The following is a 23910-nucleotide window of genomic DNA, read 5'->3' as shown; positions in this document are numbered from 1 at the left end:
CGCCCTCGGCTGAGGACAGGACGCAAGAGTCTTCCCTCCTCGGCCCCGGTCCGAGTGACCTGGGCGTGGACACCGCATCAGATCTCCTGCCTCGTGTCCATCGAGGGCGGCGTGGCGGGCACGCGGGTAGCGTGAAGCGGGTGACCACAGAGATCCCCCTCATCGTTTCCGTGCCCACCTCTCAGCTGCGCGACGACCTGCAGCCCCTGCCCGACGGGGTAGAGGTGGTGGTGTGGGACATGACGGATGCCGCGCCGCGCGAGCGCTTCGACATGGTGGTGCCGCCGTACATGTCGATGGACGGCGTCATCGAGGCCCTCTCGAGCGTCGAGGTCGGACTCGTCCAGAGCCAGTCGATCGGGTACGACAACGTCGAGGGGCGCCTGCCCGCGGGTCTCGTCTTCGCGAACGCCTCGAGCGTGCACGAGACGGCGACCGCCGAGCTGGCCGTGGCTCTCGCCCTCGCGGCGCAGCGGCGGTTGCCCGACTTCGTGCGCGCGCAGGACCACGGCGAGTGGACCGGGGGCTCCGCCACCGGGCTCGCCGATCAGCGCGTGACGCTCCTGGGCTTCGGCGGCGTCGGCCGCGCGATCGCCGCGCGCCTCAAGCCGTTCGAGGTGGAGCTGCGCGCCGTCGCCTCGCATGGTCGTCTGCAGGATGACGTCGAGGTCTTCCCGCTCGGTCAGCTCGGCGACGTGCTCGCCGAGACCGACATCGTCATCGCCTCGCTCCCCGGGGGCGATGCGACGCGCCACCTGATCGATGACGCCGCCCTGGCCGCCCTCCCCGACGGCGCCCTGGTCGTCAACGTGGGCCGCGGCCCCCTCATCGACACCGACGCCCTCGTCGACCACGTGCGGCGAGGCCGCATCCGGGCGGCGCTGGATGTGACCGACCCCGAGCCCCTGCCCGCGGGGCATCCGCTCTGGAGCCTCGACGGCGTGCTCATCGCCCCGCACGTCGGAGGGGCGACGGATGCCATGCACCCGCGTATGGCGCGCCTGCTGCGTCGCCAGATCGACCGTCTGCGCTCCGGTGAGGAGCCGCTGAACGTCGTCATCGGGGGCTGACCGACCGGAACGAGGATGCGGTGATGGCGAACCACATCCTTCGCTCCGAGCGGGGGTGACACGCGCCGCGCTGGGTCATTCGCGGATCACCGCGACCGTGACTAGCTCTCGTCGCGATCGGCTCCCGACCACAGATCGCCGCACTCGACGGCATCCGCCCCCTGGGCGATGAGGTAGGGCCGCGCACCGACATCGCCGCGCACCGATGCCGCGACGGCGCTCCAGTGCTCCCGCCCGACGAGCACCGGATGCCCGGGAGACCCCCCGTACGCGGCGTAGGCGAGAGCGTCCGGAGCGGACCGTCGGACCAGACGAGCGACCGACGAGCCCGTGGCATCCGGGGTGTCGACCGGCAGGATCACGATCGACGGAGCAGAACCGGATGCCGCGACCGTGAGGCCCGCGCGCACGGAGGCCGAGACGCCCGTCTGCCAGTCCGCCACGCGGACGACGGTCACTCCTGCGGGGAGGAGGGGCAGCGCTTCATCGGCGGAGGCGCCGAGCGTCACGAGGATCTGCCCGCATCCGCCCGCGCGCAGGGTCTGGACCGCGAGCGCGATCCACGGGGTGCCGGCGGGCGTGCGGGCGAGCGCCTTGGGACCGCCGAAGCGGCGACCCGCACCCGCGGCCAGCACGAGCCCGCCGGGGGGAGCGGAGGGGGCGGCCGGCATGGTGACGACAGCGTAGCGCGCGCGAAACACACCCCGACTACGGTCGTAGACATGCTCGATCTGGCCGCCGACCTGGTGCCGCTGCTCGAGGCGGGCGTACCCGTCGCGGCGGTGACGGTGACCGGTGTGGTGCGCAGCGCTCCGCGCGGCGTCGGGGCCACACTCGCCGTCACACGGGACGCGCGGGTGATCGGGTCGATCTCGGGCGGGTGCGTCGAAAGCGACGCCGTCATGCTCGGACTCGATGCTCTGCGTACCGGCCGGGTGCGACGCGCGCGCTTCGGATTCACCGACGACGGCACCGTGACGCCGATCTCCGCGGGGCTCGCGTGCGGCGGCGCGGTCGACGTGGTCGCCTACCGCATCGACGCCGCCGCGGCGCTTCCGGCGCTGATGGCCGCGCGTGCGGGCGCGGAGGCGACGCTGCACCTCGACCTCGAGGGCGACGGACTCGACCTGCACCGCCCGGCGGCTCCGCGTCTGATCATCCTCGGCGCCGGAGAGCACGCGGCGGCCTTGTGCCGCCTGGGCTCCGCGGCCGGGTTCGCGGTGACGGTCTGCGACGACTGGGCCCTCCTGGTGACACGGGACCGTTTTCCCGACGCCGTCGAGGTCGTCGTCGCCGCCCCGCACGAGTTCCTCGAGCGGTTCCCCTCGCCCGACGCCCGCACAGCCGTATGCGTGCTGACCCACGACGAGCGCCTCGACGTGCCCGCGCTGCGCACGGCCCTGCGTCTGCCGGTCGGTTTCGTCGGCGCGATGGGCGCGCGCGCCACCGTCGCGCGCCGCGCGACACTGCTGCGAGCGGCAGGGGTGAGCGACGCAGAACTGTCGCGACTGCACTCCCCGCTCGGCCTCGACCTGGGCGGTGCGACCGCCGAGGAGACGGCCCTGTCGGTGATCGCCGAGATCGTGGCATCCCGCAACCGCGCCGACGCCCGCCCGCTCCGCGAGGTGCGCGGGCCCCGACTGCACGGTTCCGTGGGGCACGCCGCCACCCCGGGCGACGCGACGCTCTCGTGCGCGGTGAGGACGGCGTGAGCGTTCTCGTCGTGCGCGGCGCCCTGGCCGTCGTCGAAGACACCGGCCGCGTGCGCACCGGCGACGTCGTCTGCGTCGACGGGACGATCGTCGAGAGCATCGACCTCGCGGGGGTGGACCGCGCGGGGGCGACGGAAGTGGATGCCACGGGGTGCGTCGTCACCGCCGGACTCGTCAACGCGCACCACCACCTGCTTCAGACGGCGTTCCGCACTCTTCCGGGCACCCGCGGCATCCCGATGCGGGAGTGGCTGCCCGCGATGGCCTCGGCGTACACCTCAGCCGGTGTCGACCCGGAGCTCACCGGTCTCGCCGCCCGCGCCGGCCTCGCCGAGGCGTTGTTGAGCGGGGTGACCACGGTCGCCGATCACCACCTCACCTGGCCGAGCGGTGCGGACACCGTCGGTATGGCCCGGGCCGCGGCGGGGGCGGCGGCAGGGCTCGGTGCGCGCCTGGTGTTCGTGCGCGGCGCCGCACGCGACGATCCCCAGGAGGCGGCCGCCTCGGCCGACGCCATCGTGCGCGCGCTCCTGCCCGGAGTCCACGGTGGCGTCTCCGCCGACGGGATGCTGCAGGTCGCGGTCGGGCCCGCGGGGGTGCACAGTGATCCCCGCGAGACGTTCGCGCTGCTGGGCGAGGTGGCAGCGATGCACGGCCTGCGCCGACGCACACAGGCGAACGAGGTCGTCGATGTCGACATCGCCCTCGAGCGCTACGGCTCCCGCCCCATCGACCTGCTCGACGAGTGGGGGTGGCTCGCCCCCGACGTCACCCTCGCCCACCTGTGCGCCGTCACCGACGACGAGATCGCCCGCCTCGCGGCATCCGGTGTCACCGCGACCCACGCCCCCGGCTGCGACGTGCCGATGGGGTGGGGTGTCGCGCCCGTCCGGCGCCTCCTCGACGCGGGACTCGCCGTAGGGCTGGGCACGAGCGGAGGCGGCAGCAACGACGCGGGACATCTGCTGGCCGATGCGCGCCTCGCGATGCAGGTCTCCGCCCTCGTCGGGCCGCAGCTGCCGGCATCCGAGGTGCTCGGCACGGCGACCGCCGGCTCCGCCGAGGGCCTCGGCCGACCCGAACTCGGACGACTGACCCCCGGTTCGGCCGCCGACCTGTGCGTCTGGGACGTCTCGGGGGTCGCCGACGCGGGGGTAGCCGACCCGGTCGCGGGGCTCCTGTGGGCCTCCCCCGGGCGCCGCCCGCGCACGGTCGTCGTCGGCGGACGTGTCGTCGTCGACGAGGGCCGACTCACCACCGCCGACGAGCATGACATCGTCGCCCAGCTGTTCGAGAGAGTGCGACGATGACCACCATGGCCCCCGCGATCGACGTCGACGACGCTCCCACCGGCGACGAACTGCTCGGCGCGCACCTGCGGGGCCTCCGCAAGGCGCGCGGTCTGACCCTCACCCAGCTCGCCGAGGCGGCGACGCTGTCGCACCCGTTCCTGAGCCAGCTCGAGCGGGGCCTCGCGCGCCCCAGCATGGCGAGCCTGGAACGTCTGGCCCGGGCGCTCGGCACGAGTCGCGTCGAGCTCATCGCGGCATCCGAACCCCCGCGCACCGATCAGGACGCGCAGCCGTCGTTCGTCGCCGCCGACGAGGGCGTCATCGGCCCCTACGCCGAGGGCACGGCGCGCCTGCTCGCCACCGGTGCGCGGCGCTTTGAGCCGCTCGAGTTCACCGGCTCGAACTCCGCGCCGGGCGACCACTACGTGCACGAGGAAGACGAGTTCCTCACCGTGCTCGAGGGGTCGATCGTCATCTCGTTCGGGGTCTACGGCGAGCGCACCCTGCACGTCGGCGACTCGGTCTACTGCCGTTCGGGCACGCCGCACCGGTGGCACTCGCCCGACGGCGCGACCTATCGCCTGCTCATCGTGAAAGACCTGGTGAACGGCGGCGGCGCCGACGATCAGGCGGGGGTCGGGGCGTGAGCGGCGGCGTGACGTTCGACGTCGTCGTGCGCGCGCGACGGGATGCCGCCGACGGCATCGTCCTGCTCGACCTCGAGCGCACCGCCGGCACGCTGCCGCACTGGTCGCCGGGCGCGCACATCGACGTCGTGCTGCCCGGCGGTCTCGAGCGGCAGTACTCGCTGTGCGGATCCGTCGCCGAGCGGGGCACGTGGCGGATCGGCGTGCTGCGTGAGCGCGAGGGGTCGGTCTGGCTGCACGAGAACGCCGTCGAGGGGGCGTCGCTGCGCGTGCGCGGGCCCGCCAACCACTTCCTGTTCGCGCCCACGGCCGGCCGGTCGTACGTCTTCGTCGCGGGGGGCATCGGCATTACGCCGATCCTGCCGATGATCGAGGCCGCCGAGGCGGCGGGGGCGGCGTGGACGCTGCTGTACGCCGGGCGTTCGCGCCGGACGATGGCCTTCGCCGACGACCTCGCCGAGCGGTACGGCGAGCGGGTCGAGGTGTACGCCGCCGACGAGGGACGCCGCCTGGATCTGGCCGCCCGCTTCGCCGCGCCGGTCGCGCGCACCGTCGTCTATTCGTGCGGACCGGCGCGTCTGCTCGAGGCTCTGGAGGATGCCATGGCCGCCTGGCCGGGCGGGAGCCTGCACGTGGAGCGGTTCGAGGCGAAGGTGCTCGGACCGCCGGTGTGGACGGAGCCGTTCGAGGTCGACCTGATGCTGTCGGGGGTGACCGTCACCGTCCCGCCCGAGCGCTCGGTGCTCGACGTGATCGAGGAGGCGGGGGCGATCGTGCCCTCCAGCTGCCGGGTCGGCACGTGCGGCACGTGCGAGGTGGCCATCGTCGACGGCGAGGTGGAGCACCGCGACTCGGTGCTGTCGCCCGAGGAGCAGGCGGCGAACCGCACGATGATGGTGTGCGTCTCGCGGGCCGCGTGCGATCGGATCACGCTGGAGCTGTGAGCGACCGGGCCGCGCGATCGACTGCTCGGGCGGAGGATGGTGACGAAATCGCCCGCCGGTTCACCCTCGCGCCCCTGGCTCTCACCCGGAGAGCTCGACGCGTCGTCCGAGCCGTCCCGCCCACGCGTCGGCGGCCGCAGCGCGGAGCACGCGCAGCTTCGACGGACGCCGCGTGATCACCGTGCACAGCAGACACAGCGCCCAGAAAAGACCCGCGTTCACCCCTCGCGCCACGCTGCGACGCCGTCCCGTCCGTAGCTCCCTGTGGATCCGGTTGCGGATCGAGTAGTAGAGCAGGGCGTCATTCGTCGACCGGAACATCGCCAGGACCTCGAAGCCGGGCGGCATCCACCGTTGTCCGCGGGGATCGACCACGATCGCGTCGCGGGAGAGCCGTATGCGGCCGCCGGCGCGCACGATCCGAGACGTGTACTCGAGATCGTCTCCATAGAGGACCAGGTCTGCGTCGGGCAGTCCGATCCGCCGCAGCACGTCGAGGCGCACGAGCAGCCCGCCGTACGGCGCGTAGGAGAGATCCGCCCCCGTCTCCCCCATCCGAGGACGCCTCAGCCCGATGCGCTCGAGCGCGCGGCGGGCGAACAGCGCGAGTTCGACGCCGGCGAACGACCGATCCTCGCGCGGATGCTCACGGGCCTGCTCGACGCGCCGGGCCTCAGCGACATCGTCCGGTTCGGCGCTGGGGGCGCGCGTCGGTGCCACGGCGCACAGATCGTCGCCCGCGGCGCGCAGGGCCCCGTCCTCCTCCAGCAGGATCGACAGAGCGTCGCCCTGCGGCAGGTTGTCGTCATCGAGCAGCCAGACGTAGTCGGCATCCGACTCCAGGGCGCGGGCGATCGCGAAACCGAACGCCGGCGCGGACCCCTCGTTGCGCCCCAACCGGTGGTAGCGCACGAGCGGCTCGTGTGCCCGGGCGTACTCCCGCAGATCCCTCTGCGCGGCGGCGACCGAGCCGTTGTCCACCACGACGACCGCCGTCACGCCGGCGGCACGCATCGCCTCCACGGTCGCGAGGCACGAGGCCGCGCGTGAGCCGTAGGTGACGGTGGCGCCGATGACGCGAGGAGGGGAGGAAGCAGCCACGGTTCACCTTTCGACAGGGGCGTTGAAGGGGCCGTAGATGCCGGCCAGGGTGTGCAGGAAACGGTCGGCGGAGAACTCCTCGACGGCGATGCGCCGAACGGCTTCCGCCTGGAGGCGGGCGGCCGGCAGGTCGTCGAGGGCAGCGCTCACGGCCTCGGCCAGGGTGGCCGCGTCGTCCGCGATCGCGAACACCGAGAGGGTGTCGTCGACGATCCCCTCGACCCCGATGGACGTCGACACGATCGGAATCCCCCGCACCATGGCATCCACGGTCTTGAACTTGACACCGGCGCCCGCGCGGAGGGGGATCAACGCCACGGCGGCACCGGCGTAATACGGCTCGAGCGACTCCACCCGGCCGGTCACGAGGAGGGTCCCGGGGCGGCGTGCGGCCTCGTCGCGCATCTCGACGGTGGGGTGGGCGCCCGCGAAGACGAATCGGGCATCCGGATGCCGGCGCTGGACGCGCGGCGCGATCTCGCGCATGATCCACAGCGCCGCGTCGGCGTTGACCGAGCGGTCGAAGGCTCCGACGAAGAGGATCGACCCGCGGAGGGGAGGGGATGCCGCGGGCGCGGGGAGCGCCTCCGCCAGCGGCGGCCGCACGACGCGCACCTCCGCCGACCGGGACGCCCGCTGCACGATGGCGGCATCCTTCCCGCTGAACACCAGCACCGTGTCCGCCTCGGCGTACACCCGGCGCTCGTCGCGGCGCACGGTCGTCAGACGACAGCGCGCCACCAGAGCTCGGGGATGAAAGCGACCCGCGCTCGCCCCGAGGAAGCGCTCGGCACTCTGGAGCAGCACATCGTGTGCGAACACGACCCGACGTGCCCGCGTCGTCACCCCGCGGCCGAGCCACCCCATCTCGGTCCACTGGAACTCGACCACGTCGGCGGTGAAGAAGAGGGCGTGCAGCTCGGCGGACGAGGCGAACGCCTTTCGCAGCCGCCGCACCGGACGGACGGGGAAGAAACGCTGCTGCTGCCGATCGAGGACGGCGACGACCCGGCGGAACCCCCGGGGCGGCGCGGGGATGTCGACGAGGACGCTCGCGAACTCCGCAACGGTCAGCGCCGCCGCCGCGCGGTTGTCGGCCGTGGCGGGAGCGACGACCGTGATCTCGTGCCCCAGTGCTCGAAGAGCGCGCAGGTGCCGGAGGAAGTACTGTCCGCCGGCGTGCGGAATCGCCTCGAACGGGACGACCGGGGCGACGCTGACGATCTGCACGTGCATCCTTCCCGTCGACGTGCGATGAGCGGCGACGAACTCACACTCTGCGGGTGACGTCGGCATGTGGCGGGCTGAGCTCGCACGCCGCGGACCGGGTGAACGCCATCGCGGACGGGGGCCCACCGAGGGGTGAGCCCACCGTCCGACCGGGGCGGCGGGGCGGGGCTCCGTCAGGCGATCGCCCGGACGCACACGGGCGAGCCCGTAGTGTTCGGCCCGGCCGGACGCCCACCCGAGAAGGGACCCGCGGTGGACATCACCCACGTGCAGAGCAGCTTCATCGCCCCGTTGGGGGGCGCTGAATCGTACGTGCTGGCCCTCGCGACGGAGCAGGCACGCCGGGGTGACGACGTCGAGATCGTCACGGCGTGGACCGACCCGCTCACGGTGGAACGGGCGAATCGGGCCGGCGTCCGAGTGCGCACCGTCCGTGTGCGCCGGCCCTATCGCCCCGATCAGCACGGCGGCGGACCCGCCGCCAAGATCCTCTTCCACTCCCTCGACCTGATCGGCGCCCTCGCCCCCACGCCGCTCGTGCTCGACGTGCAGAAACCCGGTCGACTGGTCCACGTTCACCGATTCCAGGGCCTCGGCGGCCAGGTGCTGCGTGCGCGACTCTCACCCGTGGTCCACACGGCGCACGACTACTGTCTCGTCGACACGACGTCTACGACCATCCGCGACGGTCTCGAGCCCGACGACCTCGGCGACGTTCAGCGGCTCCGGGCCCGAGCGATCTGGAGGGCCGCGCGTCACGCCAGCATCCTGGTGTTCCCGAGCGAGCGCACACTGGCGCGCCATCGAGTCCTGGGGATGCCACGCGACGGTGTCGAGCAAAGGGTCGTCCCGCACGGGTGGCCGGCCCCCGCCGCCGCGTCGCCTCCCGTCGATCCGTCGGTGCGCCCGCGCTTCGTCTTCCTCGGCAAGCTCCAGGCGGCGAAGGGCGTCTCGCTCCTCCTGCGGGCGTGGGCGTTGCTCGGTGTCGACGCCGAACTCGTCATCGCCGGCGACGGTCCGGAGCGGCCGGCGGTGGAACACGCGGCCGCTGCCGGCCTGGTCACGTACGCCGGGTGGGTCGACGGGGATGCCAAGGCCGCGCTGATCGCGTCAGCCACCGCGCTCGTCTTCCCGTCGCTCTGGCCCGAGACCTTCGGCCTCGTCATCGCCGAAAGCCTCCTCATGGGCCGTCCGGTGGTTGCGACCCCGCAGGCGGCTGGATCGTTCGTGCGCGACGGCGAGAACGGTCTCGTGTCGGCGGATGCGACCGCGGAGGCCCTCGCCGGTGCGCTGCGGCGCATCGCCCGCGACGCGTCCCTTCGCGCGCGACTGGCGCGCGGGGCCGCCGCCAGCGCGACCGCACTCGACTTCGGATCCCACGTCGACCGCATCACCACGGTGTACGCCGACGCCCGGGAGATCTTCGCGCGACGTCGCTGAGCGCGCGCCGAACGCGACACCCACGGGCGCGAGTGCGGGGCGCTCCGCGCGCGCGGAAGGGCACCTGTCCGACAACTTTGTCACGAGGGTCACGCGCGAGAAATACGGCGGAAACGCGCGGTTCCTAGCATCGGACCATCGCCGGATGTTGGTCACACCAACACTGACGCAGCCGCCCAGGCGGCTCGCCCCGTCGCCGTGGCGCTCATCTCGACTCTCGTCATCCCGATTCACCGGAGGCCCTCGTGTCCGCCGTTCCACCCGTCTCGATCGCCGCCCTGCGGGGTGTGCGCCTCGCCTCCGGCGACCTCGTCGACATCGCGCTCGACGGCGACGAGGTGCTGGCGGTCGTGCCCGCGGGCAGCCCCCTCCCCGAGACCGACGGGGCGACCCTCGACCTGACCGGGTATCTCGTCACCGCCGCGGGCGCCGAACCCCACGCGCACCTCGACAAGTCGCAATCGTGGGATGCCATCCAGCCGCCGTTCGGCGACCTCGAACGCGCCATCGACAGTTGGCACGCCTACGCCATGACCCTCGACGAGGACGACACGCTCGCTCGCGCCCGCTCCACGGCTCGGCGGATGCTGGCATCCGGGATCACCGCGGTGCGCACGCACGTCGACCTGCTGCGCGGGGACGACGCGCTCACGGGCGTCCGCGCCCTCGTGCGCCTGCGCGCCGAGCTCGCCGGGCTCATGGACATCGAGCTGGTCGCCCTCGGCGGCCCGACCGTGCCCGACGAGGTGTTCGAGGCGGCCCTCGACGCGGGCGTCGACCTCGTCGGCGGCGCCCCGCACCTCGCCGACGACCCGATCGCCGACCTCGAGCGCCTCATCGCACTGGCTCGCCGTCGCGACGTCGGGCTCGACCTGCACACCGACGAGAGCCTCGCGGGCTTCGACACCCTCGCCGCCTACGCCACCGCCGTCACGGGCTGGCACCGCCCCCGCACCGCGGGCCACTGCGTGCGGCTGAGCATGATGGCCGAGGCCGAACTCGACGTGCTCGCCGACGGCATCCGCACCGCCGACATCGGCATCATCGCGCTGCCGATCACGAACCTCTACCTGCAGGGATGGGGCGTCGATCGCGCGATCCCCCGCGGCATCGCACCGATCGGCCGCCTCAAGGCCGCCGGTGTCCGCGTCGCCGCCGGTGCCGACAACGTGCGCGACCCGTTCAACCCCGTCGGGCGCTGCGACCACCTCGAGACCGCCTCGCTCCTCGTCAGCGCCGGACACCTCGCCCCCGCCGACGCGATGGATGCCGTGACCATCGGCGCCCGCGATGTGATGGGCCTCGCGGCCGCCGGTCCCACGGCCGGAGCCCGCGCCGACCTCGTCGCCATCAAGGCGGACTCGCTCGGCGAGGCCGTCGCCTTCGCCAGTGCCGACCGCGTCGTGATCCACCGTGGCCGACTCGTCAGCCGCACGACCGTCTCGACCGAGACCGCGGCATCCGTCGCCCTCCCCGTCCCCACCCGCTCCGCCGCACCCGCGACGGCGTCGTAACCCGCCCCCAACGGAAAGTGAGCGCCCCCGTGACCTTGGCCTCTCCCGCCCCGGTATCCGTCGCGGATCCCACCGCGCCGATCCTGGACTTCCGCAACGTCGCCCTGACGTTCCCCAACGGCACCACCGCCCTCTCCGGCGTCGACCTCACCGTGAACCGCGGCGAATTCGTCAGCGTCGTCGGCCCCTCCGGTTGCGGAAAATCGACCCTGTTGCGCATCGCATCGGGGCTCGAGACCGCGACCGAGGGCGTCGCCACCGTCAACACCGACCGCATCGGCTACGTCTTCCAGGACGCCACGCTCCTGCCCTGGCGCGACGTGCAGTCGAACGTCGAACTGCTCGCCGAACTCAACTGGCAGCCCAAGCGCGTCCGCACCCCGAAGGCGCAGTGGGCCATCGACCTCGTCGGGCTCAACGGCTTCGAGAAGCACCTGCCCAAGCAGATGTCGGGCGGCATGAAGATGCGCGCGTCGCTCGCGCGTTCGCTCACGCTCGACCCCGAACTCTTCCTGTTCGACGAGCCGTTCGGCGCGCTCGACGAGATCACCCGCGAACGCCTGAACGACGAGCTCATCAAGATCTTCGTCGCGCAGAAGTTCGGCGGGCTCTTCATCACCCACTCGGTCTCCGAGGCCATCTACCTCTCCACCAAGGTCGTCGTGATGTCGGGGCGTCCCGGTCACCTCGTCGACACCTTCGAGATCCCTTTCGACATGCCCCGCGACCCCGAGATCCGCTACACGGCCGAATACGCGAAGCTCGTCGGCGAGGTCTCCCACGCCCTTCGGGAAGGACACTCATGAGCACCACGTCTGCAGAGCCGGTCGTCGCCACGTCGTCCGCGCCCACGGGATCCACTCCCCCGCCCACCACGCCGCGCGCACGTACCGCGACCGCCCGCGGCCGGTTCGGAGCCCGCGCCTTCGCGCTCGGTCCGCCCCTCGCCGTGCTCGTGGTGCTGCTGGGCGGCTGGTACGCCATCTCGATCGGCCTCGCGGCATCGGGCAAGGGCTTCCTCATGCCCATGCCGCACGAGATGTTCACCCTCGGGTTCTTCGACCCGCAGGTCGGTGCCGACATCTGGATCGCGCTGTTCCGCACGACCGGCGTCGCCCTCACGGGCCTGTTCGTGGCCATGGTGCTCGGCATCGGCTGGGCGATCGCGATGTCGCTCGCGCGCTGGGTCGAACGCTCCACCTACGCCTACGCCGTCATGCTGCAGTGCATCCCGATCCTCGCGCTCGTGCCGCTGGTCGGATTCTGGTTCGGCTACGAGTTCCTCGCCCGCGTCATCGTCTGCGTGCTCATCGCCCTCTTCCCCATGGTGTCGAACACGCTGTTCGGCCTGCAGTCGGTCGACAAGTCGCAGCGCGAGCTGTTCCGCCTGCAGAAAGCCAACAAGTGGACCGTGCTCACCAAGCTCACCCTCCCCGCAGCCCTGCCCTCGATCTTCGTCGGCATGCGGACCTCGGCGGGCCTGTCGGTCATCGGCGCGATCGTCGGCGACTACTTCTTCCGTCGCGGTGAGCCCGGCATCGGCTCGCTCATCGCCAACTACCAGTCGCGCCTGCAGAGCGCCGAGCTGTTCGCCGCCATCCTCGCGGCGTGCCTCCTCGGAGTGGCGATCTTCGCCCTCTTCGGCTGGATGTCGAAGGTGGCCGTCGGCCGCTGGTACGACAGCACCCTCTGACCCGCACCACTCCTCTCGGATGCCGCGCACGCACCGCGGCGGCATCCGTCGCACCCGAAAACACCCGCACCCGAGAGCACCACCCCCGTCACAGAAAGCGAACCAGCATGCAGCGCTCCACCCTCGTCCGCGGCACCGCCGTCACCGGCGCCGTCGCGATCGCCCTCACCCTGACCTCCTGCGCCGGCAGCGCCGCGGAGACCGCGCCCACCGCCGACATGGAGATCGGCTCGGTCGACCTGTCGGCCGACTGCCCCGCCACCATCGTCATCCAGACCGACTGGAACCCCGAAGCCGAGCACGGTCACCTCTACGAGATGATCAAGGACGACTACACCATCGACGCCAACACCAAGGCGGTCACCGGTCCCCTGATGTCGGACGGCGAGTTCACCGGCGTCAACCTCGAGCTCCGCGCCGGTGGTCCCGCCATCGGCTTCCAGACCGTCTCGGCGCAGATGTACCAGGACGACGCCATCACCCTCGGCTACATCAGCACCGACGAGGCGATCCAGCTCTCGGACACCACCCCGACCAAGGCCGTCTTCGCCCCTCTCGACATCAGCCCGACGATGGTCATGTGGGACCCGACCACCTACCCCGACGTCAAGAGCGTGGATGACGTCAAGGCCGCCCTCTCGGCCAACGGCGGGGTGTGGCGCTACTTCGACGGCTCGGCGTACATCGAGTACCTCAAGAGCGCCGGGCTGGCCGATGCCTCGATCCTCGACGGCTCGTACGACGGCACCCCGTCGAACTTCGTCGCCGCCGGTGGCAAGGACATGCAGCAGGGCTTCGCCTCGGCCGAGCCCTACGTGTACCAGAACGAAGTCTCGGCGTGGGGCAAGCCCGTCGACTTCGCCCTCATCCACGACGCCGGATGGCAGACCTACCAGTCGTCGGTGTCGGTGAAGGCCGCCGACTTCGAGGAGCTGTCGCCGTGCCTGACGAAGCTCGTGCCCGTGCTGCAGAAGGCCGGCGTCGCTTACTACGCCGACCCGTCGGCGGCCAATGCCCTCATCCTCGACCTCGTCGACCAGTACGCCACCGGTTGGACCTACACGCAGGGCGTCGCCGACTACTCGGTCAAGACGCAGGTCGACCTCGGTCTCGTCGGCAACGGCACGAACTCCACCTACGGCGACTTCGACGACGACCGCTTCGCGGACTTCTTCGACAAGGCGAGCAAGGTGTACACCGACCTCGGCACCCCGCCCGCGGCCGGCTACACCCCGGCCGACCTGTACACGAACGAGTTCGTCGACACCTCGATCTCGTTCTGACGGCTGCGGCCCGGTCCGCTTCGCGCGGGCCGGGCCGTTCCGGGCCCCTCCCCGTCGTCATCGGTCGCGAGAGCGCATCTCGCTGACACCCCGGTTGCACCCTGCAGCGCGGTCGTCAGCGAAATGCAGCTCGCGAACCCCCGGACGTGAGACCCCCGACCCCCGGCATCCATCCCCACCCGTTCCACCCGGAGACACACCCCATGAGCGACACCGCCACCCGCGTCCTCTCCCTCGAAGACGAACTCCTCGACCTGCTCGGCCCCGCCGCCGTCAGCGCCGAACCGCGCGTGCGCGAGCGCGCCAGCGTCGACGGCTCCCCCATGTCGCCGATCATCGCCGCGCAGCTTCCCCTCGGCCTCGCCGACCTCGTCGTCTTCGCCGCGAACGCCGAGCAGATCGCCACGGCCGTGGCCGCGGCATCCCGTCACGGTGTTCCGATCACCGTGCGCGGCAAGGGCACCGGCAATTACGGCCAGGGAATCCCGATGCAGGGCGGTCTCGTCATCGACACCACCCGCGCCAAGGCCATCGTCGAGGTGGGCGACGGCTACATCACCGCCGAAGCCGGCACCCCGATGGTGCTGCTCGAACAGGCGGCGTGGGCCGCGGGCCAGGCGCTGTGGATGTACCCCTCGACCGCGCAGTCGACGATCGGCGGCTTCCTCTCCGGCGGTTCCGGCGGCACCGGCTCCATCGAGCACGGCTCCAACGACCGCGGCTTCGTCGCCGCCCTCGACGTCGTGCACGCCGACGGCAGCGCCGAGATCCACCACTTCGAGGGCGACGAGGCCCAGAAGTACGTGCACAACTACGGCACCGCGGGCGTCATCGTGCGCGCGACGGTACGGCTCGAGCCGCTCCGCGAGTGGCGGGGCCTGTGGGCGAGCTTCCCCGACTTCGCCGGAACCCTCTCGGTGGTGCAGACCATCGGCAACCTCGACCCCGCTCCGCGCCTGGTGTCGGGAGACGGCCCCGAGATCTCGGCATCCCTCCCCGCCGACGAGGCCATCCCGGAGGGCCGGTCGAGCCTGCGCGTCATCCTGGACGCCGGCCAGATCGACACCGTTACCGCGCTCATCGAGGGTGCAGGGGGCCGCGTCGAGGCCGTGCGCGAGGGGCCGCAGGCGAGCATCCGCCTGTCGATGCTGAGCTACAACCACCCCATCGAGTGGTACCAGAAGAGCCAGTCGCACGAGGTATTCCACCTCGAGGTCGCCGGCGCCCCGCTGGCGGACGACATCGAGGCCGTCGAGGCGGTGTTCGCGGGCTCGCACCTGCACATCGAGTCGACGAAGGCCTTCCCGATCGGCATGCTCGCCGCACCCTACGTCAGCGAAGAAGACGTGTACCGCGGCATCGCCGAGCTCAACGCGATCGGTGTCGGCGTGCACAACCCGCATCAGTGGAACGTCGACTTCAACGTCGAACAGACCGCCGAGACCGCCGCGCTCACCGACCCGAACGGGCTGCTGAACCCCGGCAAGCTCAACCCCGACTACACCGGCGCACGCAAGGGAGCGATCATCTCATGACCCGTCTCCTCGCCGAGCTCAGCGGCCCCGCCGCAGCCGAAGCACTGACCGAGAACTCGATCCTCGTGCTCCCCACGGGTGCGATCGAGCACCACGGCCCGCACCTCCCCCTGGCGACGGATGCCATCGTCGCCGAGGCCTCCGCCACGGCCGCCGTCGCGCGCGCCGCCGCGCAGGGGTTGGATGTCTGGCAGCTGCCGACGCTGTCGATCACGAAGTCCGACGAGCACTCGTGGGCGCCGGGCACGCTGTGGCTGACGCCCGAGACCATGTTGCAGACCGTCGTCGACATCGGCCGCTCGATCCTCACCACCCGCGCGCGGACGCTCGTGTTCCTCAACGGCCACGGCGGCAACGTCGCGCTGCTGAACGTCGCGAACCGGGAGCTGCGTCGCCGGTTCGGTCTGCGCACGTTCTTCATGCCAGCCGCCCGCGTCCCCTCGTTCGACGGCACCGATGGTGGTCCGAACGAGCACGGCACCGGCATCCACGCGGGACACGGTGAGACGAGCATGATCATGCACCTGCGGCCCGAGCTCGTGGACCCCTCGACGTTCGAGGCCACCGTCCCCGCGCACATCGGCGACTTCCGCCACATCGGCTTCAACTCCAAGCCCGTGACCTTCGGATGGCTGTCGAACGATTTCGGCCCGACCGGTGTACTGGGCGACCCGACCGGCGCCAACGCCGCGCACGGCGCGGAGCTGTTCGAGCAGAGCGTGTCGTTCGTCGTCGAGGCGCTCGAGGAGATCAGCCGATTCGACTACACCGCGTGAGTTTCTCGGGGCGCGCACACCACCGGCGAGGTCGGCACCAAGACGGCGAATCGGTCGAGGGGCACCCGTTCCGCCTGAGGCGTGCGACCCCTGCGCCGGATGCCGTGGTCCCGGCGGTGAGCGCATGAGCGTCGCCGCCGAGACCGGACAGGGCGTCCGTGCGTACGGGCAGGTGCTGCGGCTGCCCGGGGCCCGCAGCTTCGTCGCCGCCGGCATCCTCGCGCGCTTCCCGCGGGCCACCCTCTCGCTCGGCATCATCCTGCTCGTGTCGTCGGCCACGGGGAGTTTCGCCTCGGCGGGCATCGTCGTGGCTCCGCTCGTCGGCGGCATGGCCATCGCCGCTCCGCTGTGGTCGTCGCGCATGGACCGGTACGGCCAGGCTCGCGTCATCCTGGTGTCTCTCGGATGCCTGGTGCTCACGGCATCCGTCCTGCTCGCGCTCGTGCTGTCGGGGGCGCCCTTCTGGACGTGGCTCGTCGCCGCATTCTTCACGGGGGCGGCGACCCCCGACCTCACCTCCGCCGTGCGCGCGCGGTGGACGATGCTCGCCCCGCCCTCCCAGCGCACCCCGGCGCTCGCGCTGGAGACCATCGGCGATCAGATGGTGTTCATCAGCGGGCCGCCCGCGATCACCGCGGTGGCGGCGGCCCTGGATCCGGCCGTGGCCATGCTCGGCTCGCTCGGGCTCGGGGTGGTCGGCGGCGTCTGGCTCGCCGCCCAGCGGGGCACCGAACCCGCCCGCAGCATCCCGCAGCGTCCGCGCGGCATCGTTCTCCCCCCGCTCGGCGTCGTGCCGATCGCCCTGGCCTGCGTGGCCCTGGGCGGCGTCTTCGGATCGTTCGACGTGAGCCTGGTCGGCTGGGCCGAGGTCGACGGACGCCCCTGGCTCGCGGGTCCCGCCTTCAGCGCCCTGGCCGTGGCGATCGCCATCGGCTCGGTGGTCACCGGCGCCCGCTCGTGGCGACTGTCTCCGGCGGCCCGGTTCATCCTGTTCGCGGCAATCGCGGCGGTCGTCTCGCTCGCCCTGCCCGTCGCCGAGCAGGCCGTCCTCCCGCTGTTCGGGGTGATCCTGCTGCTCGGACTCACGGTGTCGCCGGTGATGGTGTCGGGGATCCTCGTGGCATCCGCCCGCGCGCCCGAAGGACGGGTGACCGAGACGCTGGCCTATCCCACGGCGGCGATGTCGCTCGGCGTCCCGATCGGCGGCGTGATCGCGGGAGCGGCCCTGGACGCCACCGGCCCCGCGGCCGCGCTGACCACCATCGCGGTGTCGCTGGGGCTGGCCGCGATCATCGCCGCGGCGGGCGAAGCGCTGCTGCGCCTGCGGCGGCGGGGCGCGACCGCCTGATCCGATGCCCTGACCGCGGGACGATACCCCCGACGGCGTGCTCCCTTCCCGCCGTCGAGCGTCCACGACCGGCCGCGGCAGCATCGCGCGACCGGAACGCCTTGGAGGGTTATCGAGCGAGTGCCGCGCCGAGGTGACGGAGAACCGAGACGTGGCCGTCGTCGGGACGCAGGTCGATCGTCGTGTGCGGGAGGGCGACCGCCAGCATCCGCGCGTGAGCAGGAGGGATCACGCGGTCGCGCTCACCCTGGACGAGCAGAACGGATGCCGTGACCTCCGCGAGCTCGAACCCCCAGGGCCGGGTGAAGGCGAGGTCGTCGTCGATGAGCCCGTCGGGTCCGAGCTCCTCCGCCGCGCCGGCGTCGGCTCCGAGTGAAGCCCAGTCGTCCTCGAGCGCTGCGTAGTCGGCATCCACGAATTGCGCCGGGTCGAACCGATCGGTCTCGGCGAAGCGGCGACGGGCGGCTTCGCCCTCCACCGCGGCGCGCAAGCCGCCTGGTGCCTGCATCCCGACGAACCAGTCGTCGTCGCCGGTGAACGGCGCGGGCGAGGCGAACGTGATCACCGCACGGACGAGGTCGGGCATCGCCGCGGCGCAGGCGAGGGCGTGCGGTCCGCCACCGGACGCTCCGACCGAGACGACGGATGCCACGCCCAGCTCGTCGAGCACCGGCTCGATCCCCTCGGCGACGTCGGCGACCGTGCGGCCCGGCATCCGCGGGGAGTCGGCGTAGGCGGGGCGGGCGACCGAGACGACAGCCAGACCGCGGGCGTCCGCCGCGTGCTGCACCGGTGGGAGGATCGCCCCGGTCTGCGGTGAACCGTGATGCCACAGCAGCACGTCGCGTCCGGCGATGTCGTCGTGGGACGTGTGGACGCGGAGCCCCGCGATGGTCCTGTGCATGTGCCCTACGCTGGCACGGCCGCTCCGCAAGCGCGAGGGTGCGACCCGAGCCTGGCGGGGCGGATGAACGGGCGCGGAAGTACATCGAGTGGCCAGGAAACCTGGGCGACGTCGGCATCCCGACCGGGTGCTGTGGACACGCGCTCATGCGCGCCTGCCGGGGGGGGGGGGGGGGGGGGGGCAGAAAACGTTGAGTGTCCACAACACGCCGCCCCGGCGCCCGAGGCACGGCGTGTTCTGGACGCTCAACCGGCAGCCGAGCGCGCTCACCAGAGCACGAACGGCGTGAACGTCCAGGACACGCCGCCCCGGCGCGCCGGGCACGGCGTGTTGTGGACACTCACCCGGAGCCGAAAGCGCCCGCCCGCCGGGGCTCGAAGGACGTCGAGTGTCCAGGACACGCCGCCCCGGCGCGCGAGGCGCGGCGTGTACTGGACGCTCGACCGGCGGCAGGGCGGGCCGGCGGGTTACAGGATGACGCCGAACTCCTCCGCCAGCGCGGGCAGTTCCTCGTGCAGCACGCGCGAGGCCTCCGTCGCGAGGGGGTTGGTCGAGACGCCGCGGTCGTTGACGAGCTTCCCGCCGACGTACACCTGCTGCAGGTTGCGCAGACCGCAGGCGAGCACGTAGCTGCGCACGGGGTTCCACAGCGGGCCGATGTCGGGGGTGCGCGGGTCGACCACGACGAAGTCGGCGAACTTGCCCACCTCGAGGCTGCCGACGCGGTCGTCGACACCCATGATCTCCGCGCCCCCGAGGGTGTGCAGGCGCAGCACCCGCTCGGGCATCATCGACAGGGGGTCGTGGGTGCGGGCGCGCTGCATGAACATGCCCATGCGCATGTTCTGCCAGGGGTCGGCGACGTCTGTGCAGGCCTGGTCGTCGAGGCCCATTCCGACCTTCATGCCCTGCTCGAGCATCTCGGGAACGTGGGCGATTCCCGACGCGAGACGCCCGTTCGACGCCGGCTGCCACGACATGCTGGCGCCGCCGGCGGCGGCATCCGCGATGATCTCGGGCGTGGTCTGGATGAAGTGTCCGAACATCATGCCGGGGCGCAGGGCTCCGGCGTTCTTGTACAGCTGGAACTTCGTCTGCTGGTGCTCGATCGCCTCGTACGTCTCGAGGAAGTGCGCCTGGTTGGTGACGCCGAAGCGGTCCATGACGGCGACCTCGATCTCGGCGGCGTCGGGCCGCGTCGACCACTGCACCTGGCCCATGATCGATGCGCCGAGGGCGATGTCGGGGTCCATCGAGAGCACGTGGTCGAGGGACGCCTCGAACCGGGCGAAGATCTCGTCGTCGGTGCCGACGGTGGCATCCAGGGCGATGGAGTCGACGAAGCGGAGTCCCGCGTCATGGCATCCGTCCGCCTGGCGGGTGTGCCACGCGTGGTCGCGGAGCTGCCCGCCCCCGTCGGCGCGCTTGCCCTCGACCATCGGCTCCCACGGCAGGAGCGGGTCGGTGAAGTTGTAGGCCGTCGTCACGCCGTTGGCGAGGAAGTCGAGCGAGCCGTGCAGGGTCGCCCAGTAGATCTGCTCGGGCGAGGCGTTGTTGAGCACGCTGAACATCGAGGTGCACCAGCCGTAGAGCGTCTGGTCGACGCCGAGTCCGCGGGAGCCGCTCGTGAACAGGTGGCTGTGCGACGACACGAAGCCGGGGGCGACGAACTTGCCGTCGACGTCGAGGATCTCGTCGGCGGTGACGCCTTGATCGGGGTCTCCGGCGCCGATCGCGGTGATGCGTCCGTCCTCGACGAGCAGGTACCCGCGCTCGATGTAACCGGGGTCGTCGGTGCCCGCGGGGACCGTGATGAGACGTGCGTTCGTGACCAGGAGCGACATGTTGATGACGGTAACAATGGCGTGTTTCCGCAGTGTTCCGGGTGGGTGGCGGGCTGTTTGCGGGGCTGTTCCTCCCTGTCGAATGTCCAGGAAACGCCGTAGAGCGCACGAGGGGTGCGGCGTGTCTTGGACACTCGACAGGTTCTGACTCAGGAGAACGCCGCGCGCACGGCCGGCGCGATCTGCGCGAGCACCTCGTCGCGCGCGGGCGTCGAGGGGAACACCAGGAACAGGTGCGGCACGCCCGCACGCCGAACGAACTCGACGGGGGTTCCGGATGCCGACAGCCGGGCTGCGTACTCCTCGGCCTCATCCGACAGCGGGTCGACCTCGGCCGCGACGATCACGGCCGGGGCGGATCCGGCGAGGTCGGGGGCGCGCAGCGGTGCCGCTTCGACGGGCGCCGGCCCCGCCGCATCCACCCCGGTCATCGCACCGGGAACCGACGTCGAGCCCGCTCCCGCGGCGCCCGGCACGTACAACCCCCAGTACCACTGCATCCCCCTGGCGGTCAGCGGCAGGTTCTCGGTGTGGGCGCGGTAGCTGGGGCGCTCGGGGTCAGGGGCGTCGAGCACGGGGCACAGCAGCACCTGGCACCGGATGCCGGGCGCCCGACCGTCGCGTGAGCGCAGCGCGAGGGACGCCGCGAGGTTGCCGCCCGCGCTGTGCCCGGCGACGCCGAGGAGCGCCGGGTCGACGAGCCCGTCCGCACCGTCGGCCGCGAACCGCAGCGCGCGCTCGAGGTCGTCGAGACCGGCGGGGAAGGGGTGCTCGGGCGCGAGACGGTAGTCGACGCTCAGCACCTGGGTGCCGGTGGTCGCAGCGAGCGCGCGGCACAGGGCGTCGTTGTTGTCGAGGTCGCCCGCGACCCACCCGCCGCCGTGGGCGAAGACGAGCGTCCCGCGGTGTCCGGCGCGCGGACGGTACAGGCGCAGGGCGAGGCCGTCGGCATCCAGGTCGATCGACTCGATCGTCTCGTCGTCGGGACTGCGAATCCACGACGGGTTCGCGCGCAGCACGGCGACGCGAGCGGCGTCATCGCCGTCGGCATCCGTCGCTCCGGAGGGGATCGTGCCCGCCTGCGCGGCGAGACGCGCGAGATGCGCACGCACGGCGGGGTCGGTGATCGCGGGGTGGACGCTGTCGGTCACGGTGCTCCTGGGGTCGGTCGGGCGAGCGCGACCCGCGCGCGCCGGACGGAGGCGAGGCCTCGCCGGGGTATGGGTCGAGGTGAGCGTAACCGCGGGGCGGAGTGGACCGCGGAAGCGTTACGGGGCGGAAACACGCGCGCCGTCTCCACCGGCGAGCATGAGCCTGTGACCCGTCCCGAGCGCCGTGCCGCCGCGATCCTCGCCGCCCAGCACTTCGTCGTGATCGGCACGGCCGACGCCGACGGGCCGTGGACAGCGGCCGCGCAGTACCGTCTCCTCCCCCGCGGGCTGTACGTGGAGTCCGACGTGTCGTCGCGGCACGCGCGCGCGATCGCGGGGTCGGGCGTGGCATCCGGTGTCGTTTACGACTCCTCGGCCGCCGTGGTCGATGCCGACGGGGTGCAGCTGGCGCTGCGCGCGCGGGAGGTGGATGCCGAGGCGTCGGCGATCCGCGACGTGCTGGCCGAACGGCTGCCGCGCGATGCCGGCGACGACGATCCGGCCGCGATTCTCGCGGTGCCGACGAAGCGCCTGTACGCCTTCGAGGTCGTGAGGGCGTTCGTCTTCGACCGCGATGCGTGGCGCACGCGCGGCACAGATGCGCGCCTCGAGGTCGACGTCGACGAGGTGTGGGCGCTGCTCGCGCGCTGACGCGGGTGTCCCCGTCGAGTGTCCGAGCAAGCCGCAGTGAGACGGCACCGGCGACAGGCGCGCACACTTCACGCCGCGGAAACACGGGCGTCTCGAGCCCGTGCGCCGTGCCGCGTACGGTGACGCCGAGGGCGCACCCGACGCCCGCAGAAGGGATGCCATGCCGCAGCGTGTCATCGTCACGGGAGGCTCGGGCGGCATCGGCGCCGCCATCGTCGCCCGGTTCGTCGCCGACGGCGCCCGGGTTGCGGTGCTCGATCGTCGCCCGCCCGCCGAGGGCTCGGCATCCACGTTCATCTCCGTCGACCTGCGCGACCCGCTCGACACCCGTCGTGCCGTCGGGGAAGCGGTGGATGCCCTCGAGGGAGTGGACGTGCTGGTCAATTGCGCGGGCGTGTTCCAGCACGTGCCGCTGCTCGACATCAGCATCGACGACTGGGACCTCGTGCTCGACATCAACGCCCGCGCGACCCTGGTGACCATGCAGGCGGTGGCACCGGTCATGCTGCAGGCGCACGGCGGCGCAATCGTCAACATCGCCAGCATGGCCGCGAAACAGGGCGGCGGAGGAGAGGGCCACTACGCCGCATCGAAGGCAGCGGTCGTCGCGCTCACCCGCGCCGGAGCACAGGAGTGGGGATGCCACGGCGTCACCGTCAACGCCGTCTGCCCCGGCTACGTGCTCACCGACATGGGCGCCGACACCCGGTCGGAGGCCGATGTCGTCGCGTGGAGCGCCAAATCTCCGCTCGGGCGACTCGGGGTGCCGGAAGACGTCGCCGGAGTCACGTACTTCCTCGCCTCATCCGCCGGCGGCTATCTGACCGGACAGGCGATCAACGTCACCGGCGGGATGATCATGCACTGAGCCTCGTCCCCGATGAGCAAGAGCTGCGCGGGGCGGAGGGTGCCGCGCGACGGCCTATCGGCGGGGCGAGCAACACCGCGTCACTGCGAGAGCTGGCGATCGAGGCGATCGAGCAGCGCTTCGAGAGACTCCTCGAACTCGTCCTCGGCGTGGTTCTCGCTGAGCATCGCCCGCAGCCGCTGAACGTTCGGCGAACCGGCCAGGCTCGTCGTTCCGTCGCCCTGCGGGATATCCGCCGCCCCTTCGTCGAGGGGCTCATCGGCGGGCGAGGTCTCGCCGCCGCGTACCGCGGACTCGAGCAGCAGATTGCCGAGGAGGAAACTGCTGAACGACCGGTAGGCGCCGACGGCCTGATCGTCGGTGAAGCCGAAGCCGATGAGCGTCGCCAGGAAGATCTCGACGACCTCGATGCTGCGCAGCGGGGGACGCAACCACGGGGCGGCCGGATGCCGGGTCGCGATCAGGGGGAATGCTTTGGGATGCTCCACCGCGATGCGGCGCACCTCGTGCGCGGTGACCTGCAGGAATCGCTGCCACTGGTCCCCAGTGGCTTCCGACAGCGCGTCCGTGAGGCCGCTCATCAGCAGGTCGACGACACCCTCGAGGAGGTCTTCGCGGCCGTTCACGTAGCGGTAGAGCGACATCGCCTCGACGCGCAGCTCTTTGCCGAGGTTGCGCATCGACAAGCCGTTCAGCCCGTTGCGGTCGATGAGCTCCAGCGCCGAGGCCACGATGGACTCGCGCGTGAGCCGGGGGGTGAAGGCCCGGGTCGCGTCGATCGGCTCGTCCATGTCCCTCTCCCTCTCGTGGAGGTTCCATCGTGGGCCCCAGCGCTGAGGGAAGACGGCTGGTTGCGCCGCGCTGCCGCGATGCGGTACTCGCGGACGGCACCGACCGGGAGGCCGGT

22 protein-coding genes are annotated in these 23910 nt (G+C 71.9%); 15 read left to right on the top strand and 7 right to left on the bottom strand.

Translation table 11 applies throughout. The annotated features are described in order from the left end of the window. Positions 1-140 precede the first annotated feature (140 nt). Positions 141-1070, top strand: a complete 930-nt coding sequence (locus tag ACXKZF_RS01340; protein ID WP_488985163.1) for a 2-hydroxyacid dehydrogenase — start codon at positions 141-143, stop codon at positions 1068-1070. Between the two features lie 101 nt (positions 1071-1171). Here ACXKZF_RS01340 and ACXKZF_RS01335 read toward each other — a convergent pair whose 3' ends face one another. After that, positions 1172-1741: a nucleotidyltransferase family protein gene (locus ACXKZF_RS01335; protein WP_055960265.1), complete on the bottom strand. Its 570-nt coding sequence runs from the start codon at positions 1739-1741 to the stop codon at positions 1172-1174. A 51-nt stretch (positions 1742-1792) separates the two neighbouring features. On the opposite strand from ACXKZF_RS01335, the gene ACXKZF_RS01330 reads away from it, so the two are divergent. Genes ACXKZF_RS01330 through ACXKZF_RS01315 form a run of 4 tightly spaced genes read left to right on the top strand, consistent with a single transcriptional unit; the run spans position 1793 to position 5665 of the window. Beyond that, a complete protein-coding gene (locus tag ACXKZF_RS01330) occupies positions 1793-2782 on the top strand; it encodes an XdhC family protein (RefSeq protein ID WP_488985162.1) in 990 nt (329 codons plus the stop codon). After that, complete coding sequence (locus ACXKZF_RS01325) at positions 2779-4092, top strand: amidohydrolase family protein (protein ID WP_488985161.1); 1314 nt, start codon at positions 2779-2781, stop codon at positions 4090-4092. The genes ACXKZF_RS01330 and ACXKZF_RS01325 overlap by 4 nt, the downstream gene beginning before the upstream one ends. After that, positions 4089-4721 (top strand): helix-turn-helix domain-containing protein, encoded by a 633-nt coding sequence (locus ACXKZF_RS01320; RefSeq protein WP_055959709.1) that lies wholly within the window; start codon positions 4089-4091, stop codon positions 4719-4721. The genes ACXKZF_RS01325 and ACXKZF_RS01320 overlap by 4 nt, the downstream gene beginning before the upstream one ends. Beyond that, the gene (locus tag ACXKZF_RS01315) at positions 4718-5665 is read left to right on the top strand and encodes a PDR/VanB family oxidoreductase (RefSeq protein ID WP_055959711.1); all 948 of its coding nucleotides are present in this window, start codon (positions 4718-4720) and stop codon (positions 5663-5665) included. The genes ACXKZF_RS01320 and ACXKZF_RS01315 overlap by 4 nt, the downstream gene beginning before the upstream one ends. An 81-nt stretch (positions 5666-5746) precedes the next feature. Here ACXKZF_RS01315 and ACXKZF_RS01310 read toward each other — a convergent pair whose 3' ends face one another. Beyond that, positions 5747-6766, bottom strand: a complete 1020-nt coding sequence (locus ACXKZF_RS01310; protein WP_055959713.1) for a glycosyltransferase — start codon at positions 6764-6766, stop codon at positions 5747-5749. Between the two features lie 3 nt (positions 6767-6769). Further along, complete coding sequence (locus ACXKZF_RS01305) at positions 6770-7996, bottom strand: glycosyltransferase (protein ID WP_488985160.1); 1227 nt, start codon at positions 7994-7996, stop codon at positions 6770-6772. 252 nt (positions 7997-8248) lie between these two features. On the opposite strand from ACXKZF_RS01305, the gene ACXKZF_RS01300 reads away from it, so the two are divergent. From ACXKZF_RS01300 to ACXKZF_RS01265, 8 genes are all read left to right on the top strand, one after another. Then, a complete protein-coding gene (locus ACXKZF_RS01300) occupies positions 8249-9436 on the top strand; it encodes a glycosyltransferase (protein ID WP_488985159.1) in 1188 nt (395 codons plus the stop codon). A gap of 245 nt (positions 9437-9681) precedes the next feature. Continuing rightward, entirely contained in the window at positions 9682-10950 is a 1269-nt protein-coding gene (locus ACXKZF_RS01295) for an amidohydrolase family protein (RefSeq protein WP_488985158.1), read from the top strand. Positions 10951-10979: 29 nt separating this feature from the next. Further along, entirely contained in the window at positions 10980-11756 is a 777-nt protein-coding gene (locus ACXKZF_RS01290; RefSeq protein WP_055959721.1) for an ABC transporter ATP-binding protein, read from the top strand. Continuing rightward, positions 11753-12643, top strand: a complete 891-nt coding sequence (locus ACXKZF_RS01285) for an ABC transporter permease (RefSeq protein WP_055959723.1) — start codon at positions 11753-11755, stop codon at positions 12641-12643. Before ACXKZF_RS01290 ends, ACXKZF_RS01285 begins: the two co-directional genes overlap by 4 nt. 107 nt (positions 12644-12750) lie before the next feature. Then, positions 12751-13926: a hypothetical protein gene (locus ACXKZF_RS01280; protein ID WP_055959726.1), complete on the top strand. Its 1176-nt coding sequence runs from the start codon at positions 12751-12753 to the stop codon at positions 13924-13926. Between the two features lie 203 nt (positions 13927-14129). Continuing rightward, positions 14130-15461 (top strand): FAD-binding oxidoreductase, encoded by a 1332-nt coding sequence (locus ACXKZF_RS01275; RefSeq protein WP_488985157.1) that lies wholly within the window; start codon positions 14130-14132, stop codon positions 15459-15461. After that, complete coding sequence (locus tag ACXKZF_RS01270; protein WP_488985156.1) at positions 15458-16237, top strand: creatininase family protein; 780 nt, start codon at positions 15458-15460, stop codon at positions 16235-16237. Before ACXKZF_RS01275 ends, ACXKZF_RS01270 begins: the two co-directional genes overlap by 4 nt. A 124-nt stretch (positions 16238-16361) precedes the next feature. Further along, positions 16362-17585, top strand: a complete 1224-nt coding sequence (locus ACXKZF_RS01265) for an MFS transporter (RefSeq protein WP_488985155.1) — start codon at positions 16362-16364, stop codon at positions 17583-17585. A 109-nt stretch (positions 17586-17694) separates the two neighbouring features. On the opposite strand, the gene ACXKZF_RS01260 is transcribed toward ACXKZF_RS01265, so the two are convergent. The 3 genes from ACXKZF_RS01260 to ACXKZF_RS01250 all read right to left on the bottom strand — a co-directional run bounded on the left by ACXKZF_RS01260 (position 17695) and on the right by ACXKZF_RS01250 (position 21484). Then, positions 17695-18489: an alpha/beta fold hydrolase gene (locus tag ACXKZF_RS01260; RefSeq protein ID WP_488985154.1), complete on the bottom strand. Its 795-nt coding sequence runs from the start codon at positions 18487-18489 to the stop codon at positions 17695-17697. A 467-nt stretch (positions 18490-18956) separates the two neighbouring features. Beyond that, entirely contained in the window at positions 18957-20333 is a 1377-nt protein-coding gene (locus ACXKZF_RS01255) for an amidohydrolase family protein (protein ID WP_488985153.1), read from the bottom strand. A gap of 149 nt (positions 20334-20482) precedes the next feature. Beyond that, entirely contained in the window at positions 20483-21484 is a 1002-nt protein-coding gene (locus ACXKZF_RS01250) for an alpha/beta hydrolase (protein WP_488985152.1), read from the bottom strand. Between the two features lie 165 nt (positions 21485-21649). Between ACXKZF_RS01250 and ACXKZF_RS01245 the strand changes: the two genes are divergently transcribed. Further along, entirely contained in the window at positions 21650-22135 is a 486-nt protein-coding gene (locus tag ACXKZF_RS01245; protein WP_488985151.1) for a hypothetical protein, read from the top strand. Between the two features lie 160 nt (positions 22136-22295). Beyond that, complete coding sequence (locus ACXKZF_RS01240; protein WP_243224192.1) at positions 22296-23003, top strand: SDR family NAD(P)-dependent oxidoreductase; 708 nt, start codon at positions 22296-22298, stop codon at positions 23001-23003. Positions 23004-23083: 80 nt separating this feature from the next. Here ACXKZF_RS01240 and ACXKZF_RS01235 read toward each other — a convergent pair whose 3' ends face one another. Further along, the gene (locus ACXKZF_RS01235) at positions 23084-23794 is read right to left on the bottom strand and encodes a TetR/AcrR family transcriptional regulator C-terminal domain-containing protein (RefSeq protein ID WP_243224191.1); all 711 of its coding nucleotides are present in this window, start codon (positions 23792-23794) and stop codon (positions 23084-23086) included. Positions 23795-23910 lie beyond the last annotated feature (116 nt).

The organism is Microbacterium sp. ABR10 (genome assembly GCF_057812175.1).
The sequence above is the reverse complement of the archived record's forward strand: the minus strand, read 5'-3'. Positions and strand labels throughout refer to the sequence as shown.